This is a genomic window from Bacillus haikouensis (assembly GCF_013179555.1).
Classification (GTDB): domain Bacteria; phylum Bacillota; class Bacilli; order Bacillales; family Bacillaceae_B; genus Rossellomorea; species Rossellomorea haikouensis_A.
The window spans coordinates 1-15,875 of record NZ_JABMCR010000083.1; the positions used below are offsets into that span (position 1 = coordinate 1).

Below are 15,875 nucleotides of genomic sequence, written 5' to 3' on the forward strand. Positions count from 1 at the left end.
GAGGGGAAGGGATGCCTACTAACTCGAGCATGTCGACCGCTTTCTTCCATGCATCCTTCTTGCCGAGCTTTTGATGGATGCGAATGGCTTCTGCGATTTGCTCGCCAACGGGTATGACAGGGTTCAATGACGTCATCGGCTCTTGAAAGATCATGGAAATCTGATTGCCCCTGACCTGTCTCAGCTCGGATTCGGACATTTTCAGGATGTCCCTGCCCTTCAGCTCAATGGTCCCGTCCACAATCTTTCCGGGAGGGGAGGGAACGAGACGCAGAATCGAAAGCGAAGTCATACTCTTCCCGCAGCCTGATTCCCCGACAATCCCCAGCGTTTCGCCTTCATGAAGGACAAAGTCGATGCCGTCCACGGCTTTCGTCACTCCTTTTTTCGACGTGAAATGGGTTTTTAAGTTCTTTACTTCCAAGACCACCTTTTTACTCATTGCAATCACTCCTAGTTAAGTTCAATTCGTTTGTTAAAGAATCGGTATAAGACGTCCACGAATAGATTGACAATCACGAATACCAGGGATGCGACCAATACCCCGCCCTGGACCATCGGAAGGTCGCGTGTACGGATGGAATCAACGATCATCCGGCCGAGTCCATTGATGGCAAAGACGGATTCGATTAATACTGTTCCTCCGAGCAGCGCCCCGAACTGCAGGCCGACGACCGTGATGACAGGAATCAATGCGTTGCGAAGGGCATGCTTGTAGATGATCGCAAAGCCTTTCAATCCCTTCGCACGTGCAGTCCTGATGTAGTCCTGCCTCACGACTTCGAGCATACTGGAACGCGTCATTCTGGCTACGATGGCAGCTCCTCCGATCCCAAGTGTAAAGGCCGGCAGAATGATATGAAGCATACTGTCCCATCCTGCTACAGGTAAAAGCTGAAGCTTTACTGAAAATAGATAGATGGATAACAGACCCATAAAGAAGCTTGGAAGGGAAATCCCTAATAAAGCGACGATCATGACGGTAATATCGGTAGCAGAGTATGGTCTGACTGCGGATATGATCCCGGCAGTCATTCCAAGAACAATCGTAATCAGTATACTGTAGAAGGCCAGTTCAATCGTGATCGGTAAGCGGGTCATGATTTCCTGGATGACAGGCTGCTGGCTTTTCAACGATTGTCCAAGGTCACCCTGGAACACATTCATGATATATTCTCCGTATTGAACATAGAGGGGACGGTTCAAGCCGAGCTCCGTCCGTAATTGGTTGATTGCATCTTTTGATGCCCCTTCCCCTGCAAGGATGACGGCCGGGTCCCCGGGAACCATTTGCATGATGAGGAAGACAACCAGGGTGACACCGAATATGACGGGTATGATTTCTATTAATCTTCTGAAAATGTACAATAGCATTTCGTATTCCTCCTTTTTATGATTTCAGTCTCGGATCAAGAGCATCCCGCAGCCCGTCCCCGAACAGGTTAAAGCCCAGTACAAGAATGGAAATCGCCAATCCCGGGAAAAGGGCGATGTAAGGGGCGGTGAATAAAAAGTCTCTTCCACTGGAGAGCATCGTTCCCCATTCAGGCGAAGGTGGCTGAGCCCCTAATCCAAGGAAAGATAACCCTGCTGCTGAAAGAATGGCGGTAGCAAGCCGTAAAGATCCTTGAATGATAATGGGAGATAAAATATTTGGCAGGATATGCCTGAAGATAATGATGAAATCATTGGCTCCCAGCGACCGGATGGCATCGATATATTCAAGTTTTTTCGTTTCTAATGTGGATCCCCTGACAACCCTTGCAAATAACGGGATGGAAAACACCCCGACGGCAATCATGACATTCACCAGGCTCGGTCCCAGCGCTGAGATAATCGCAAGAGCTAGCAGAATGCCGGGGAACGCAAGCATGACATCCAAGATCCGGCTGATGATGGTATCCATCCATCCTCCATAGAAACCGGAAATCAACCCCATGATGATGCCAAAGAAAGCACCGAAGCCGACGGCCGCAAAGCCGACCCCCATGGAAAGCCGGGAGCCGTAAAGGATCCTGGCAAGAATATCCCGTCCTTTATCATCGGTCCCCATCCAGTGTTCTGCGCTCGGGGGCTGGAGTTTATTGTCCAGTTGAATGTCATATGGATCATACACAGCAAGCAGGGGAGCAAACAGGGCGACCATAATAAAGAAGAGAATGATCCCTCCTCCAACTACAGCTGCCTTGTTTTTCGAAAAGGTCTCCCAGAAGGGTTTGATCCTTTTTTCAAAAAGGCTGGGTTTTGAATCGAGTACCGGTGATTGAAGTTCTGGAACTTTAAGTTCTGTCGACATGACGTTTCCTCCTCATTGAAATGTTTGTGTAACTCAAAGATAGAGGAAGAGGGGTGGAAAGAAAAGATGATAAGTTTGAATTGTCAAAATAATTAAAAAGTTGGTAAAGATATTGAAAATCATCCGCTTATTTCTTTTTTATAATGCAGATAGGCATTACCAATACGGAAAAGGAGAGTGGATGAATTGATCGAAAAGAAGAAGCTGTTCAAGGGGATTGCAGGACTGATGATTGCTGCGGTCATGCTCGTTACCCAGGCATGTTCAACAAGTAATGTAGAAAGTGAAACCGCAGGCAAGCAAGGCGGAGGATCAGAGGGAGGGGTACTGAAGGTCGTCCGATTATCCGATGCGACCAATTTGGATCCGCATTTCATCACGGATATCCCATCCGCCAATGTCCTCTATCAAAAGGTGTACGAAAGTCTGGTGACATTCGATAAAGACATGGAGATTGTCCCTTCCTTGGCAAAAAGCTGGGAACAGCCAGACGATACAACTTGGGAGTTCACGTTAAATGAAGGGATCACATTCCACGATGGTTCAGCGTTTAATGCGGAAGCCGTGAAGGTCACGTTCGACCGCTTGCTCGATCCGAATACTGGATCTCCTCAAAAGGATAAGCTTGGCATGATCAAAGAGGTCAACGTACTGGATGAATATACCGTGCAGTTCAAACTGGATGCTCCTTATGCACCTCTATTATCGATCCTTGCAAGTAACGAAGGCAGTATCATGAGTCCGAAAGCAGTGAAAGAAGATCCTGATAGTCTCGCCAAGCATCCAATCGGCACCGGCCCGTTTGCCTTCGAATCCTGGAAATCCGGCCAGTCGATCACGCTTGAAAAAAATGAAGAGTACTGGGGCGAACAGCCGAAAATTGATGGAATTGAATTTCAGGTTGTACCAGAGGACGCGACCCGTTTAGCGATGATCGAAACTGGTGAAGCCCATATCAGCGATCAAGTGCCGGTTACCGAAATCGAGCGCATCGAAAGCTCTGACACGTTGAACCTGTATCGTACAGAAGGGCTTGCCGTCGAGTATGTCGGCTTCAATACACAAAAGGAGCCTTTCGATGATGTGAAAGTAAGACAAGCCATTTCCATGGCCATTGAACGAGAGGCGATCATCAAAGGAATCTATAACGGTGTGGGAACTTTGGCGAACGCTGCGATGAGTCCTAAAGTATTCGGTCACAGTGAAAATGTGAAACCGTATGAGTATGATCCGAACGCTGCAAAGGAACTTTTAAAAGAGGCAGGATTTGAAAAGGGTCTGGAGCTGACGTTGATTACAAGTGACCGTAAGGAACGGATCAATATGGCGGAGGTCATCCAGTCGCAGTTAAAGGGAATCGGGATCAGCGTCGATATTCAAGTTCTTGAATACGGTGCGTACATTGAAGCCGTCGACACAGGCTCGCATGATATGTTCATCGGCGGATGGGGGAATGCAACAGGAGACGGAGATTACAACCAATACAACTTGTTCCACTCTGCTTCACACGGTTCACCAGGAAACCATTTCTATTACACAAATGAAAAAGTCGATGAACTGATCGAGCAGGCAAGAAAAGCAGTGGACCCTGAAGACAGAAAGAAATTATATGAAGAAGCGATGATCATCGAAATGGAAGAAGCGGTATACATTCCAATCCGAAACTACGAGCATCTAGCGGTATACAACAATGAAGTAAAAGACTTCTGGTTGAGTGCAGTCAACTACTTAATGGTGAATGACGCAACGATCGAATAGGAATGATTCGGATGGTGGATGAGCACCATCCGAACCCTTGTAAACACTAACTCTTGGAGGCTGATTTGATGAAAACGATCTGGATGAAAAATGTGAGAATGGAAACCGGTTTTGAGAAAGAAAATGACGTCGTGTCGGGAACGCTTACCGAATGTGCCCATGTCAAAATAGAAGATGGAGAGATTAAGGCGATCACGAAGGACGAATCACAAATTGAAGAGGGAACGGCAGTCATCGATGCCAAAGGGAAGCTGATCCTGCCTTCTTTTCGTGAAATGCATATCCATATAGATAAAACCTACTACAGCGGTCCGTGGAAGGCGTGCCGTCCAATCACAAAAGGAATTTTTACAAGAATAGAAGAAGAACAGGAGCTGCTCCCGAAGCAATTGCCTTATGCGAAGGACCGTGCCGAAAAGATGATCGAGCTCCTGCTCCGAAATGGTCACACTCACATCCGGACTCACTGCAATATCGAACCGACATCGGGATTGAAGCATCTCGACGTGACGGTCAACGCATTGGAGAAATATAAACAGCACCTGACCTATGATATTGTAGCGTTTCCTCAGCACGGTCTCCTGCGCAGCAACTCCGTTGACCTGATGAGGGAAGCCATGAAAAATGGCGCCACCCTCGTCGGCGGGGTCGATCCGGCTACAGTGGACCGTCATATCGATCAATCCTTATATACGACATTTGATATTGCGACTGAGCATAATGCAGGTGTCGATATTCACCTTCATGACCCGGATACGCTTGGAGCTTTCACCTTTGAACGTCTTGCTGATTATACGAAGGAGGCGGACTTAAAGGGACGCGTCACGATCAGTCATGCGATTGCACTCGGAGATCTTGAGGGGCAGGCACTTACCGATATGATGGCTATTTTGATAGATCAAGAAATTGATATTACAACTACCATTCCGATTAACCGCCCGACCATTCCGGTTCAGACGCTTGATCAATATGGTCTGCAAGTATCGGTCGGACATGACAGCTTAACCGATCATTGGTCTCCTTTTGGAACAGGGGACACGATCGAGAAGCTGAACATATTAGCTGAGCGATTCCGATTGATCGATGAGTATTCCATCAACCGGACATGGAAATACGCTTCCGGTGGTATTACGCCTCTTGATGATGAAGGGAAACAGGTGTGGCCGCAAGTTGGGGACGCAGCAGACTTTGTCTTGGTGGACGCGAGCTGCTCTGCGGAAGCAGTAGCAAGGAGAGCAGCAATTGATTCGGTTTATAAGAACGGCGAAAGAGTGACCCTGCCTCAATCTGAATCTGTATTGATCAATAAATAATAGAGGGGAGATGTTTCGATGATCTGGCTGAAAAATGTAAAACTTGAAGTAGGAAACATAGAAAACGAGGGAATAGTCGAAACCAAAACAGAGACTTTTCACCTTGGGATCAAGGAAGGGAAAATCATTCAACAATTGCCCGCTGCACAATCCATACCTGATTCTTCTGATGAAGTCTACGATATTAAAGGTCTCCTGGCTATTCCGACCTTTAAAGAAATGCATAATCATTTGGATAAAACCTATTTATCACTTGACTGGAAGGCAACGAAGCCAGTGAAGAATCTGAAAGAAAGACTTCGATTTGAAGCAGAAGAGCTGACGGAACTTGCGCCGACCACGAAGCAAAGAGCGAAACGGATGATCGAAGAAATCCTTTCAAACGGTTCCACTCATATCCGCACGCACGTAAACATCGATCCTTACATCGGATTGAAGAACCTCGAAGGTGTCATCGAGGCATTAGACGAGTATAAGCATGCGGTCACGGCAGATATCATTGCCTTCCCCCAGCACGGATTATTAAGAGATTCTGTGCCGGCATTGATGAGGGAAGCAATGAGAAATGGAGCGACCATGGTAGGAGGGCTCGACCCGGCAGGAATCGACCGCTCCATCGAGAAGTCACTCTATGAAACCATGAATATTGCAGCTGAGTTCAATGCGGATGTAGATATCCATCTCCATGACAGCGGGCATATGGGAACGTATACGATTGAAAAGTGGATCGAGATGGTGGAAGAGTCCAACTGGCAGAATCGAACGGCGATCAGCCATGCCTTCTGTATCGGGGAGGTCCCGCAAGTGAAACAGGCCGAATTGGCAGAGAGATTAAGAGAAAACGGAGTGGCCATCATGTCCACCATACCGCTGACAAAGTCTCTTCCTCCAATCCAGCTCCTTGATGATCATGGCGTAAAAGTTCATCTTGGATGCGACGGTTTTTATGACTCCTGGAGTCCGCTCGGTCACGGGGATATTTTAGAAAAGGTGTATAAATACGGCCAGGTGACAAGGAAAAGCGATGAAGTCTCCTTGCGTGACAGCTTGAAGTGGATCACAGGAGGAACTACGGCATTGACGAAAACAGGCGAATACAAATGGCCGAAGGAAGAAGATGATGCAAGCTTCATTTTCGTAGATGCCGCTTCTTCAGCAGAGGTGGTTGCAAGAAGACCGAAACGAGCGGCCGTGATGAACAAAGGGAAAGTCGTATATGGGTCTCTATGGAGCACCCAAGAGCTGGTGAAATGAAAGAAAGAGTAAATGGAAAGCCCGTGTATCTATACATGGGCCTCCTTTTTTGTGTGATCTGCTGGGGAAGCAATTTTATCTTCGGGGCCATCCTGGTACAGTATTTCAAGCCGATGGAAATCGCTTTTTTAAGGCTGATATTCATTACCTTGTTTCTGATGGTCTTATTTTATAAACCGATTAAACAAGCCCGTTCGTTAAAATCCATGATCGTCCCGCTGATCTTCATCGGCTTCATTGGTGTAACCTTGAATCACTGGAGTTTCTATGCCAGTTTGACTACAGCATCACCGGTAACGGCAGCCTTGATCCTGGCTACTGCTCCCATTTTTACATCGCTTATCAATTCGGTTGTGTTCAAGGAACGCAAACGTTTCTCTTTCTGGATGTGGAGTCTGCTCAGCTTCGTTGGTGTGCTTTTGGTCATTATGAAGAAGGGGGCGATTGTGATTGGGATCGGAGAAGGATATATCTTTCTTACGATGATTACCTTTTCCATTTTCATGGTGCTTGTGGAACGCTATGCGAAGCAATTATCTTCCATTCTATTGACCTTTTATTCAACATTTGTCGGGTTGATCCTGATGACCACGTTTTTGCCATTCACTGAGGTTTCTTTTCTGAGATCCGTTCCGTTCAGCATTTGGATGCTTCTTTTTTTTACAGCGATCATCATGCACGGGATATGTCCGCTTATCTGGAATCATTGTATTTCAAAAGCCGGGTCCACCAATACGTCGCTTCTATTGAATTTAGAGCCGTTTGTGGCAATGGTGGTGGGATATATTGTGTTGAGGGAATCGGTAAGCACTATTCAATTGATCGGGGCGATGATTATATTATTGGGTGTGACCATGGCTCTTCACTCGAATCGGGTAGCGCAGATTGTTAGTTTGAAAGAAGAGACTCCAGTTTGATTTTTATAAAATTGGAGTCTTTATGCATACTTAGGTGAGGGTTGCGTTTTTTTTAGGTTACATAAGCATTGGGTAAACAATATGCGTTCGGATTTTTATTGGTTCTATTAGAACATTCGTCTATATTTAGCTTGTTCCAGCTGTTGATTGGAGTGCAAGACGCAGACTCCTGCGGGAGAAGTGGCCAATGTGAGACCCCGCAGGCTTGCCGAGGAGACTCACGGGTCACCCGCGGAAAGCGAAGTCTTGCACGGAAATCAACAGCGGTATTGAATGTCCACGAAATTTTCGTCTCCAGAGAGTCATATTTTAGTTTTATCCCAGCCTCAACGAATTTTAAATGAAGGGTTTGAATTAAAGTTAACTAAATCATACTCATTCTATTGTTTTTCTTATGGATGCCTTTATGTTTTGTCTTTCACGAACTTGGATAAATCCTCTATATGACTTAATCAAACAGGAGGCTTTTCAAAATGGGAAGACTGAATCAAAAAATTACCGTGATTACGGGGGCAGCTACCGGAATCGGGGAAGCTGCTGCTCATGTATTTGCAGAAGAAGGGGCAGTCGTTATCTGCGCAGATGTGGATGAAGTCCAAGTGAGACAGACAGTTGATACGATCGATGCAGAAGGTGGAACGGCAGAAGCGTATCATCTCGATGTATCTGATGAAAAAGGTGTGAAGAAGTTTGCGGAGTATGTGAAAGACACATACGGGAAGGTTGATGTCTTGTTTAATAACGCCGGTGTGGATGAGCAGGGAGGAAAGGTTCACGAATACCCGGTGGAGCTGTTTGATAAAATCATTGCAGTCGATCTGCGGGGGACGTTCCTCGTCAGCAAGTATCTCATACCGCTGATGCTTGACAGCGGCGGTTCCATCATTAATAACGGTTCGATGTCCGGCCATGCAGCAGATCTTGACCGCTCGGGTTATAACGCAGCAAAAGGCGGTATCGTTAACTTCACGAAGGCGATGGCCATCGATTATGCACGTCATGGCATACGGGTTAATTCCCTGTCTCCGGGTACAATTGAAACCCCGCTCATTGATAAGCTCGTCGGCAGCAAGCAGGATGAAATGGGGCAGAAATTCAGGGATGCCAACAGATGGATCACTCCGATGGGACGCCTGGGCAGCCCGCGCGACATGGCCACGGTCGCCCTGTTCCTGGCTTCGGATGACAGTGCTTATGTGACCGGTGAAGACATCAAGGCAGACGGCGGCATCATGGCTTATACATGGCCGGGTAAAATGCTGATTGAGGAAGATGAGTGGAAGAAGGATTCGGAATGAAATAAATAAGCACGGCCTTCTGTCTTTGGCAGGAGGCATTTTAAATTATACACAATAAAAAAATTACTACATTTATCTTATTTTATAATTCTTCTATGATAAACTATCCAAAGGAAATAATTTGAAATATGTTCCAACAGTGGGAAGGGGAAATGTGAGAGATGGAATTCAGGGGTGCAAGTGCGTACGATCATGAGGATTTCTTTTCAGCCTATATGAAACGAAGGGAGCGGGAGGACAGTCCCAACAATGCGATCGAGGGACCGATTATCGATGAACTTTTTGGTGACGTTCAACATAAAGACATCCTGGACTTGGGGTGCGGGGATGCTGAGTTTGGCAAGGAATTATTGAATCGGGGCGCTGAGTCCTACACCGGGGTAGAGGGGTCAGAACAAATGGCTGACGCTGCAAGGAAGAATGTTGCTGGTAAAAACGGAACGATCCTCCATGAGAGTATGGAATCGTACCACTACCCAGCAGACACTTTCGATATTGTCACTTCCCGGTTCGCCATCCATTACGTCCCGGATATTCAAGAATTGTTTCAACAAATACATAAATCATTGAAAGAAAATGGGAAGTTCGTGTTCAGTGTGCAGCATCCTCTCACCACTTCGTCTTTTGTAAGCAAGAAAACGGGAGACAAACGCGGGAATTGGATTGTGGACGATTATTTTCTTGAAGGGGAAAGAAAAGAGCCATGGATCGATCGTGTTGTGGTGAAATATCACAGGACAATCGAGCAATACTTCAAAACACTTACCGCATGCGGTTTTTCAGTCACTGATTTGCGGGAAGGGACGCCGGTACGCGAACACTTCAGCAGTGAGGACGAGTTTACTAGAAGGCAGAGGATTCCGGTTGTGCTGGTTTTTTCTTGCAGCAAGTTGAAGAGTTGCAAAGATTCATAATCTGCTTGAGGCCTTGTCCCCCGATACATAGAGATTCACTGTGCAGGGGGCGGGTTCATTTTTAAAATGGGAGGTAACAGAATGAATCGGTATATAGTCCAGTTCGGGCTAGGAGTGGTTTTCCTTCTTTTTTCTATTCTTGCAGCCTGGTACGAGGGGGCGGAAATAGTGGATAGCCCATTCGAATGGAAGTATTCCACTCCTTTTTCAGGCGAAGTCCTTCAGGCAAGTGACATTTCACGACTGGATTACTTTGTATATGCAGCCAAGTTTAAACCAGCCTTCCCAATTGTCATGGCAATAAGCAGTAGCTATTTACTTGTAATGGCCGGGCATTATTTCTTGAAAAACAGGAAGTGTTTTTTTACCCTTTATGTTTCTGTAATCGCAGCATCTCTGCTTATCTTAGGCTGGGCGATGGTTTCCTCGACTACCTCAGGAGCTCGGGCATTGTCTTATGTCTTGTTATCGGGCGGGGGCATTTGTGTGCTGATTATCCTTGTGAATCTTTTCGCTCTTTATGACCGGAGATTTCTCCCGAATCTTCAAAGACGGACAAAATGACTTCCGGGAATGAGTTTCCTGCTTGGCGGTTTCCGCAATGGTGAAAGGTATGATCAATGGTTTATAGAATGAGCTGGTTCAACAGTCTGTCTCAGCAGGCTGATGAGGCGGCTCTTTATGGTGCTTATTTATTCGTTTGGTATACAACCTGGTCTGCAGCAAGCAGGGGGGCATGTACTTATACCGACTGGAATCATGATAAAATAATGGTAATGAAAGGGGGAGCTGGATGATTTTAAGAAAAGGCCTGGTCACGCTGGTGTCCACCCTCCTTTGTGCATTGATAATGAGCGTGTTTATAACGTTCAACGGGGAAGGGCCGCGGTACAATTCAGGAAATCATATAATCGGTTGGTCAGTCGTTTACTTTATGTATATCGGTGCCGTTATTCTTATTTACGGTAATTCCGTGTCTATAGCCGTTGAGTACCTTCAGAGAAAATGGTTCAAAGATTGGGATTGGTTGTATGTCCTGATTCTCGGGATATTTGGTTTGGCAAGTTGGCTGATTTTCCTTGGATTCCCATTGGCTTTATGGGGAATGGGCGCAGCTATGCTCTATGGTGTGATTGATAAATGGATTGCCTGGAGAATGAGGGGGAAACGAAGCATCAAGATGTTCGTGATCGCTCCTGCTGTTCTGTATGTTCTTGCATGGGGCCTTGGGCAAACATTGTCACCGCCCATGCCGTATTTTACAAAAGAAGATGCAGTTGAGTTCGTTACTTCTGGAACAGGGACCTCCATCGACCTTTTTCCTGAAGAGATTGGGGCATGGGAAGGGACCATAAACGGATACCGTGTGAAAAGGGAAACTCTCGTAAAAGAAATCGGCAATGAAAAGTACGTAGTTATTTTTAAAGAGAGTTGGGGAACTGGAGCTGACAAAGGTTCTTATTCCTTTTCTTATCGTGTGAAACGAGGGAGTTCGACCTTACATGGGAAATCGGGAGAAATCCCGCCGTATGATTAACTGTTGTGTACTGCCATTCATGGGGGTGACTTAATGGAGCTGTTTATGATGATCGTCTTTATCCTGTTGTTTCTTATTTTATTATCGATTGAGGGTATATTGAAGAAAGTACATAAGACGAATAGTGAGATTCTTGATGAATTGCGGGAGCTGAGGAAGCGATGATATGTAACACATGTACTGTGCTCGTTTCCATTTTGAGCTCAAGCTGTCAAAGGGATTTTATATGTGAAGGAAAAAGGACAGATCCATGCTTAATAAAGCAGGCATCTGTCCTTTTTAATTTCATCTTCTAGCTTGGTATCGGATGCACCGAATAATCACTGTCCACAGATTCGGAGCGGATCAATCTTTCTTTCAGAGCAGTCCTGCTTATGTCTGAACCTATTCCGGATCCTGACGGCAGTTGAATATAGCCCTTCTCCATGACGATGTCCTGCGTGATGATGTCTTCTTTCCAGTAGTGGGAAGAGGGAGCGGTGTCACCGGGAATGGTGAAGTTGGAAAGTGTCGTCATGTGGAGGTTATGGGATCTCCCGACGCCTGTTTCAAGCATCCCGCCGCACCATACAGGGATGTTGTGTTCTTTGCACAAGTCATGGATTCGGATTGATTCCTGTAATCCTCCGACACGTCCAATTTTGATATTGATGATTTTACAGCTGCCCAGTTCGATGGCCTTTCGGGCGTCCTCATAGCTGTGTATGCTTTCATCAAGACAGATCGGCGTGGACATTTCTTTCAGGAGAACACTGTGGTCAATGATGTCATCATGGGCGAGGGGCTGTTCGATCATGAGTAGATTGTAGTGGTCCAGCTGCTTTAAGTGCTCAATATCTTTAAGCGAATAGGCGGAATTGGCATCCGCCATTAAATTGATGTCAGGGAATGCTTCTCTGACGTTCTTTATATACTCAATGTCTGCTCCGGGAGCGATTTTTATTTTGATCTTTTGAAAGCCTTCGTGCACGTATTGAGCCACTTTAGAGACTAATTCTTCAGGGGATTCCTGTATGCCGATGCTTTTCCCGACCGCTATTTTTTTCTGCTGACCCCCAAGGACTTTAAATAAAGGTTTATTGTTCTTCTTACTAAAGACGTCCCAGATCGCTGTTTCGATTGCTGCTTTAGCGATTTGATTCCTGCGGACGAAGGAAAGCATCTGGTGGACGTCCTTCGGATGGCTGATCTCTTTCCTGATCAATTTTGGAATGAGAAAATCTTTTAGTATATAGAGGGCCGTTTGGGTTGTTTCTTCATTGTAGTATGGCTCGTCGCTTGTGACGGTTTCCCCCCATCCGGAGAGGCCGGATTCATCTATTACCTCTACCAGGCAGACCTCTTTAGTCTGAATCGTCCCAAAGCTTGTTGTAAAAGGAGATTTCAGAGAGACCTTAATCGTGTGAAGAACCACTTCTTTAATAAAAACAGGTTTCATTCTTATCCTTCCTTTCTGGAATGAAGTTTCACAATTTCAGTCAAGATCTCGATGCCATTAAACAATGAATCCTTTTCAAATTCCATATCGGGATGATGAAGGCCGGGTTTTAAATCACAGCCAAGCCCTACCATAGTAGCTTTCAGCTGAGGCTTTTTAATCGTGTAAAAATGAAAATCATCCCCGCCCGGTGTCACGAGTGGAGGGTCCACTTTATCTTCTCCCAGCACATTCACGATGGCTCTGTGGGCATAATCTTGTGCTTCTTCACTCACTTCTGCCGCAGCGATACCGTAATCCTTGGTTACTTCTATGGGTACTCCGTATAAATCACTGGTTGTTTGAAGGATTTCCTTTACTCTGTCGTGCAATTCCTTCATGAGTTCATTGGTCTGGGAACGGAGGTCGAGACCGATGGAGGCACTGCCTGGAATGATGTTCAGGTTCTTTCCTCCAGAATGGAATTTAGTCACTTTGATTGAATGGGCAATGCTTGGATTTAAATGAATGGTATTTAAAGCATTCAGGATATGATTCCCTATTTCAATGGCATTGTGAGTCAGGTGAGGACGGGCTCCATGGGCGTCATCCCCTTTTATTTCAAAGGCTAATGAGCCTGTCGCCCCGTGAAGAATCGAGGGGGAGGCGAAGCCATTCGCCGTCTCCTGAATAGGACGAAGATGAATACCGTATAAGTAATCGATTTCCTCCGCAGCGCCCTTTTCGACCATCTTCAGAGCACCCGCCCCGACTTCCTCTGCAGGTTGAAAGATAAAGCGGATACCAATATTGTCTTTTAGTTGTTCATCTTCGCGAATTTTCCACAGAACTCCGAGCACCATGGTCATATGCGCATCATGACCGCAGGAGTGATTAGCCTGGAGCTCGCCGTCGACCTTCTGCCACAGCGCATCGATATCTGCCCGTATGCCGATAATCGGGACATCTCCGCTGAAGTTCCCGTAATCCCCAATAACCCCTGTGCAGTCATTGAATGTTTGGACACGGCAGCCGGCTTTTTCTAGCGTGTTTTGGATATAGGTGGTGGTGTTCTTTTCCTCCCAGCTTATTTCAGGGTGGGTATGGAGGTAATCAAAGGTATTCCGGATCTTTTCTTTAAAGGGTGCGTTCATCATAAGTTCTCCTCTCATTTTATATAGTAGGTGTTGGCTGGATTCACAAACTCCATTTTTCCTGTTTTCTGTGCAATGTGCAGCAGCAAAGCGTTTAACACGGAAAACGTGATGGGGCCTTTTTCAAGTATGGATTTCTTTGCTGAGTGAATGGTGAGAACATAATCCCCATATTCAGCAATCGGGGAGAGACGGGAATCTGTGATGATGACAATCGTGTTCCCGTTTTCTTTCGCCTCCTTTGCCAGCCGGATCCCCTCCAAGGCATAACGATAGTAGGAAAAGATGATAACCGTATGATCGCTTCCTTTTTTCGTGAAGCCGATATCCGTTTCCGGTCGATAAAGGGAGGTGTCGTCAATCAAGTGATGCAGCAGGAAATAGAACCAGTGTGCATAGGAAAAAGAGTGGTAATACCCGACTATGCTGGTGGACTTGGATTGAACGAGACAATCAACGATTTGACTGGCAACTTTCCAATCAATATTGAGGGATGCCTGATGGATGTTCTCCTTATCAGATTGCATGATTCGCTCGAATGAATTCACTTGTTCGTGTCCAATGTCCCTATTAGGAGTCTTTAAGGATAAAAGACTTTGCTGAACATCCTTTTGCAGTTCCCCGTAGCCCGCATATCCGATTGCTTTGCTAAAGCGGATGACCATTGTCTCACTGACATCAATGACCTCAGCCGTTTTTTTCGCAGGGTGTGTTGCGAACAGGACAGGATTTGCACGTAAGGATTCTGCCACTTTTTTAAGACCTTTCGTTAAGTGTTGATAGTTTTTCTGCGTATTTTCTATATAACCCATAATCAAATCTCCAATGAAATAAAGTTTATAATTTATTGTTGTTAAATTAAATTGTATGCTTTATTATGGTGTTAGTCAACAGAATATTCAGAAGATTAAGAAGGGGAGGCGGAACACGTTGGAAGTTCAGACAAACACGTCAAAGCAAAAGAAACGGAAGTGGGGCATACCGGATGCTTATGTCATCTTGTTTGGGATACTCGTATTTATTGCCATCATGACATACATCATCCCCGCTGGAGAGTTTTCGCGAGAAGAAGTGGACGGCATCACGATGGTCGTTCCGGACAGCTATCAGAATGTGGAGTCATCTCCTGCTACCTTGATGGATGTATTCCTGGCGATACAAGAAGGAATGATTAGTTCTGCACCGCTGATTTTCCTGGTGCTGATTATCGGTGGAGCCTTCGCCGTCATCGAATCGACAGGAGCGATTGATGCACTCATTCTCAAAACGATAGAAAAGACAAGGAATAAAGAATTACTATTGATTGCAGGTGTCAGTATTCTGTTCTCTTTCTTTGGAGCGCTCGGTATCATCGTCAATGCCGTCATTGCATTCATACCAATCGGCATCATTCTTGCCCGTTCGATGAAGCTTGATGCGATCGTCGGTGTTTCCATTATCTATTTAGGTGCATATGCAGGCTTCAATACAGCATTTCTGGATCCTTTAACTACAGGAACAGCTCAGCAAATCGCCCAGCTTCCATTGTTTTCCGGAATCGGCTATCGGGTTGTTATTTATCTCGCTATTTTAATATCAACGGTTGCGTATGTGGCTTATTACGCTAAGAAAATTAAGAATGACCCTTCCAAAAGTGTTTTAGGGAAAACACCATTTCCGAAAATTGATAAAAAGGAAGAAGTCGCGGAGAAGCAGGAAGTAACGGGCCTGCACAAGCTTGTTCTGGCATGGCTGGTTGCTGGAATCGGCATTTATGTCTTCGGCGTATTTCAGTATAAATGGTCATTGAATGAAATGGCTGCTATTTTCCTGATCATCGCTGCAGGTACAGCCATCATAGCGAAAATGAGTCCGAATAAACTCGTCTTTGAATTCTTCGAAGGGGCGAAAGGATTAGTATACGGCGCATTGATTATCGGGATGGCCCGATCGATTGTTGTCATCTTAGAAGACGGCAGGATTCTTGATACCGTCGTTGAAGGGATGGCCACCATGATGACCCCATTCACCAATGTGG

The 15,875-nt window shown here is 45.8% G+C and carries 17 protein-coding genes; 11 read left to right on the forward strand and 6 right to left on the reverse strand.

The genetic code is table 11. The annotated features are described in order from the left end of the window. The 3 genes from HP456_RS10015 to HP456_RS10025 all read right to left on the reverse strand — a co-directional run. Positions 1-442 (reverse strand): ATP-binding cassette domain-containing protein (locus tag HP456_RS10015; protein ID WP_172250569.1); only part of this gene is annotated, 442 nt, incomplete at its 3' end. Positions 443-453: 11 nt separating this feature from the next. Then, positions 454-1,374, reverse strand: a complete 921-nt coding sequence (locus HP456_RS10020; protein ID WP_172250571.1) for an ABC transporter permease — start codon at positions 1,372-1,374, stop codon at positions 454-456. A gap of 16 nt (positions 1,375-1,390) precedes the next feature. Next, complete coding sequence (locus HP456_RS10025; RefSeq protein ID WP_172250573.1) at positions 1,391-2,296, reverse strand: ABC transporter permease; 906 nt, start codon at positions 2,294-2,296, stop codon at positions 1,391-1,393. Between the two features lie 228 nt (positions 2,297-2,524). Between HP456_RS10025 and HP456_RS10030 the strand changes: the two genes are divergently transcribed. From HP456_RS10030 to HP456_RS25345, 10 genes are all read left to right on the forward strand, one after another. Beyond that, complete coding sequence (locus HP456_RS10030) at positions 2,525-4,054, forward strand: glutathione ABC transporter substrate-binding protein (RefSeq protein ID WP_172250597.1); 1,530 nt, start codon at positions 2,525-2,527, stop codon at positions 4,052-4,054. Positions 4,055-4,122: 68 nt separating this feature from the next. Continuing rightward, entirely contained in the window at positions 4,123-5,367 is a 1,245-nt protein-coding gene (locus tag HP456_RS10035) for an amidohydrolase family protein (RefSeq protein WP_172250575.1), read from the forward strand. Between the two features lie 18 nt (positions 5,368-5,385). After that, positions 5,386-6,621 carry an amidohydrolase gene (locus HP456_RS10040; RefSeq protein WP_172250577.1) on the forward strand — a complete coding sequence of 412 codons (1,236 nt, stop codon included), beginning with the start codon at positions 5,386-5,388 and terminating at the stop codon, positions 6,619-6,621. Next, on the forward strand, positions 6,618-7,538 hold the full coding sequence (locus HP456_RS10045) for a DMT family transporter (RefSeq protein WP_172250579.1): 921 nt from the start codon (positions 6,618-6,620) through the stop codon (positions 7,536-7,538). Before HP456_RS10040 ends, HP456_RS10045 begins: the two co-directional genes overlap by 4 nt. Positions 7,539-8,011: 473 nt before the next feature. Beyond that, a complete protein-coding gene (locus HP456_RS10050) occupies positions 8,012-8,836 on the forward strand; it encodes an SDR family oxidoreductase (RefSeq protein ID WP_172250581.1) in 825 nt (274 codons plus the stop codon). 161 nt (positions 8,837-8,997) lie between these two features. Continuing rightward, a complete protein-coding gene (locus tag HP456_RS10055) occupies positions 8,998-9,750 on the forward strand; it encodes a class I SAM-dependent methyltransferase (protein ID WP_172250583.1) in 753 nt (250 codons plus the stop codon). 81 nt (positions 9,751-9,831) lie between these two features. Then, entirely contained in the window at positions 9,832-10,314 is a 483-nt protein-coding gene (locus HP456_RS10060; RefSeq protein WP_172250585.1) for a YjdJ family protein, read from the forward strand. 56 nt (positions 10,315-10,370) lie between these two features. After that, a complete protein-coding gene (locus HP456_RS10065) occupies positions 10,371-10,547 on the forward strand; it encodes a hypothetical protein (protein WP_172250587.1) in 177 nt (58 codons plus the stop codon). Next, complete coding sequence (locus HP456_RS10070) at positions 10,544-11,287, forward strand: hypothetical protein (RefSeq protein ID WP_172250589.1); 744 nt, start codon at positions 10,544-10,546, stop codon at positions 11,285-11,287. The genes HP456_RS10065 and HP456_RS10070 overlap by 4 nt, the downstream gene beginning before the upstream one ends. A 33-nt stretch (positions 11,288-11,320) precedes the next feature. Continuing rightward, positions 11,321-11,452: a hypothetical protein gene (locus tag HP456_RS25345; RefSeq protein ID WP_281358003.1), complete on the forward strand. Its 132-nt coding sequence runs from the start codon at positions 11,321-11,323 to the stop codon at positions 11,450-11,452. Between the two features lie 127 nt (positions 11,453-11,579). Here the strand turns inward: HP456_RS25345 and menC are convergent, their stop codons facing one another. Genes menC through HP456_RS10085 form a run of 3 tightly spaced genes read right to left on the reverse strand, consistent with a single transcriptional unit; the run spans position 11,580 to position 14,670 of the window. Continuing rightward, on the reverse strand, positions 11,580-12,725 hold the full coding sequence (menC, locus tag HP456_RS10075; protein WP_172250591.1) for an o-succinylbenzoate synthase: 1,146 nt from the start codon (positions 12,723-12,725) through the stop codon (positions 11,580-11,582). Between the two features lie 2 nt (positions 12,726-12,727). Continuing rightward, positions 12,728-13,858, reverse strand: coding sequence for a M20 peptidase aminoacylase family protein (locus HP456_RS10080; RefSeq protein WP_172250599.1), 1,131 nt, complete (start codon positions 13,856-13,858; stop codon positions 12,728-12,730). 14 nt (positions 13,859-13,872) lie between these two features. Next, positions 13,873-14,670 carry a MurR/RpiR family transcriptional regulator gene (locus HP456_RS10085; RefSeq protein WP_172250593.1) on the reverse strand — a complete coding sequence of 266 codons (798 nt, stop codon included), beginning with the start codon at positions 14,668-14,670 and terminating at the stop codon, positions 13,873-13,875. A 118-nt stretch (positions 14,671-14,788) separates the two neighbouring features. Here HP456_RS10085 and HP456_RS10090 point away from each other — a divergent pair. Next, a partial coding sequence (locus HP456_RS10090) for a YfcC family protein (protein WP_246288924.1) occupies positions 14,789-15,875 on the forward strand: 1,087 nt, incomplete at its 3' end.

What these genes read in the sequence shown, in the direction of transcription:
- HP456_RS10065 (WP_172250587.1), top strand. Translation starts at nt 10,371, where the DNA reads ATGGTTTATAGAATGAGCTGGTTCAACAGTCTGTCTCAGCAGGCTGAT.
- HP456_RS10030 (WP_172250597.1), top strand. Translation starts at nt 2,525, where the DNA reads ATGATTGCTGCGGTCATGCTCGTTACCCAGGCATGTTCAACAAGTAAT.
- HP456_RS10055 (WP_172250583.1), top strand. Translation starts at nt 8,998, where the DNA reads ATGGAATTCAGGGGTGCAAGTGCGTACGATCATGAGGATTTCTTTTCA.
- HP456_RS10085 (WP_172250593.1), bottom strand. Translation starts at nt 14,670, where the DNA reads ATGGGTTATATAGAAAATACGCAGAAAAACTATCAACACTTAACGAAA.
- HP456_RS10060 (WP_172250585.1), top strand. Translation starts at nt 9,832, where the DNA reads ATGAATCGGTATATAGTCCAGTTCGGGCTAGGAGTGGTTTTCCTTCTT.
- HP456_RS10080 (WP_172250599.1), bottom strand. Translation starts at nt 13,858, where the DNA reads ATGAACGCACCCTTTAAAGAAAAGATCCGGAATACCTTTGATTACCTC.
- HP456_RS10040 (WP_172250577.1), top strand. Translation starts at nt 5,386, where the DNA reads ATGATCTGGCTGAAAAATGTAAAACTTGAAGTAGGAAACATAGAAAAC.
- HP456_RS10045 (WP_172250579.1), top strand. Translation starts at nt 6,618, where the DNA reads ATGAAAGAAAGAGTAAATGGAAAGCCCGTGTATCTATACATGGGCCTC.
- HP456_RS10025 (WP_172250573.1), bottom strand. Translation starts at nt 2,296, where the DNA reads ATGTCGACAGAACTTAAAGTTCCAGAACTTCAATCACCGGTACTCGAT.
- HP456_RS10035 (WP_172250575.1), top strand. Translation starts at nt 4,123, where the DNA reads ATGAAAACGATCTGGATGAAAAATGTGAGAATGGAAACCGGTTTTGAG.
- HP456_RS25345 (WP_281358003.1), top strand. Translation starts at nt 11,321, where the DNA reads ATGGAGCTGTTTATGATGATCGTCTTTATCCTGTTGTTTCTTATTTTA.
- HP456_RS10050 (WP_172250581.1), top strand. Translation starts at nt 8,012, where the DNA reads ATGGGAAGACTGAATCAAAAAATTACCGTGATTACGGGGGCAGCTACC.
- HP456_RS10020 (WP_172250571.1), bottom strand. Translation starts at nt 1,374, where the DNA reads ATGCTATTGTACATTTTCAGAAGATTAATAGAAATCATACCCGTCATA.
- HP456_RS10070 (WP_172250589.1), top strand. Translation starts at nt 10,544, where the DNA reads ATGATTTTAAGAAAAGGCCTGGTCACGCTGGTGTCCACCCTCCTTTGT.
- menC (WP_172250591.1), bottom strand. Translation starts at nt 12,725, where the DNA reads ATGAAACCTGTTTTTATTAAAGAAGTGGTTCTTCACACGATTAAGGTC.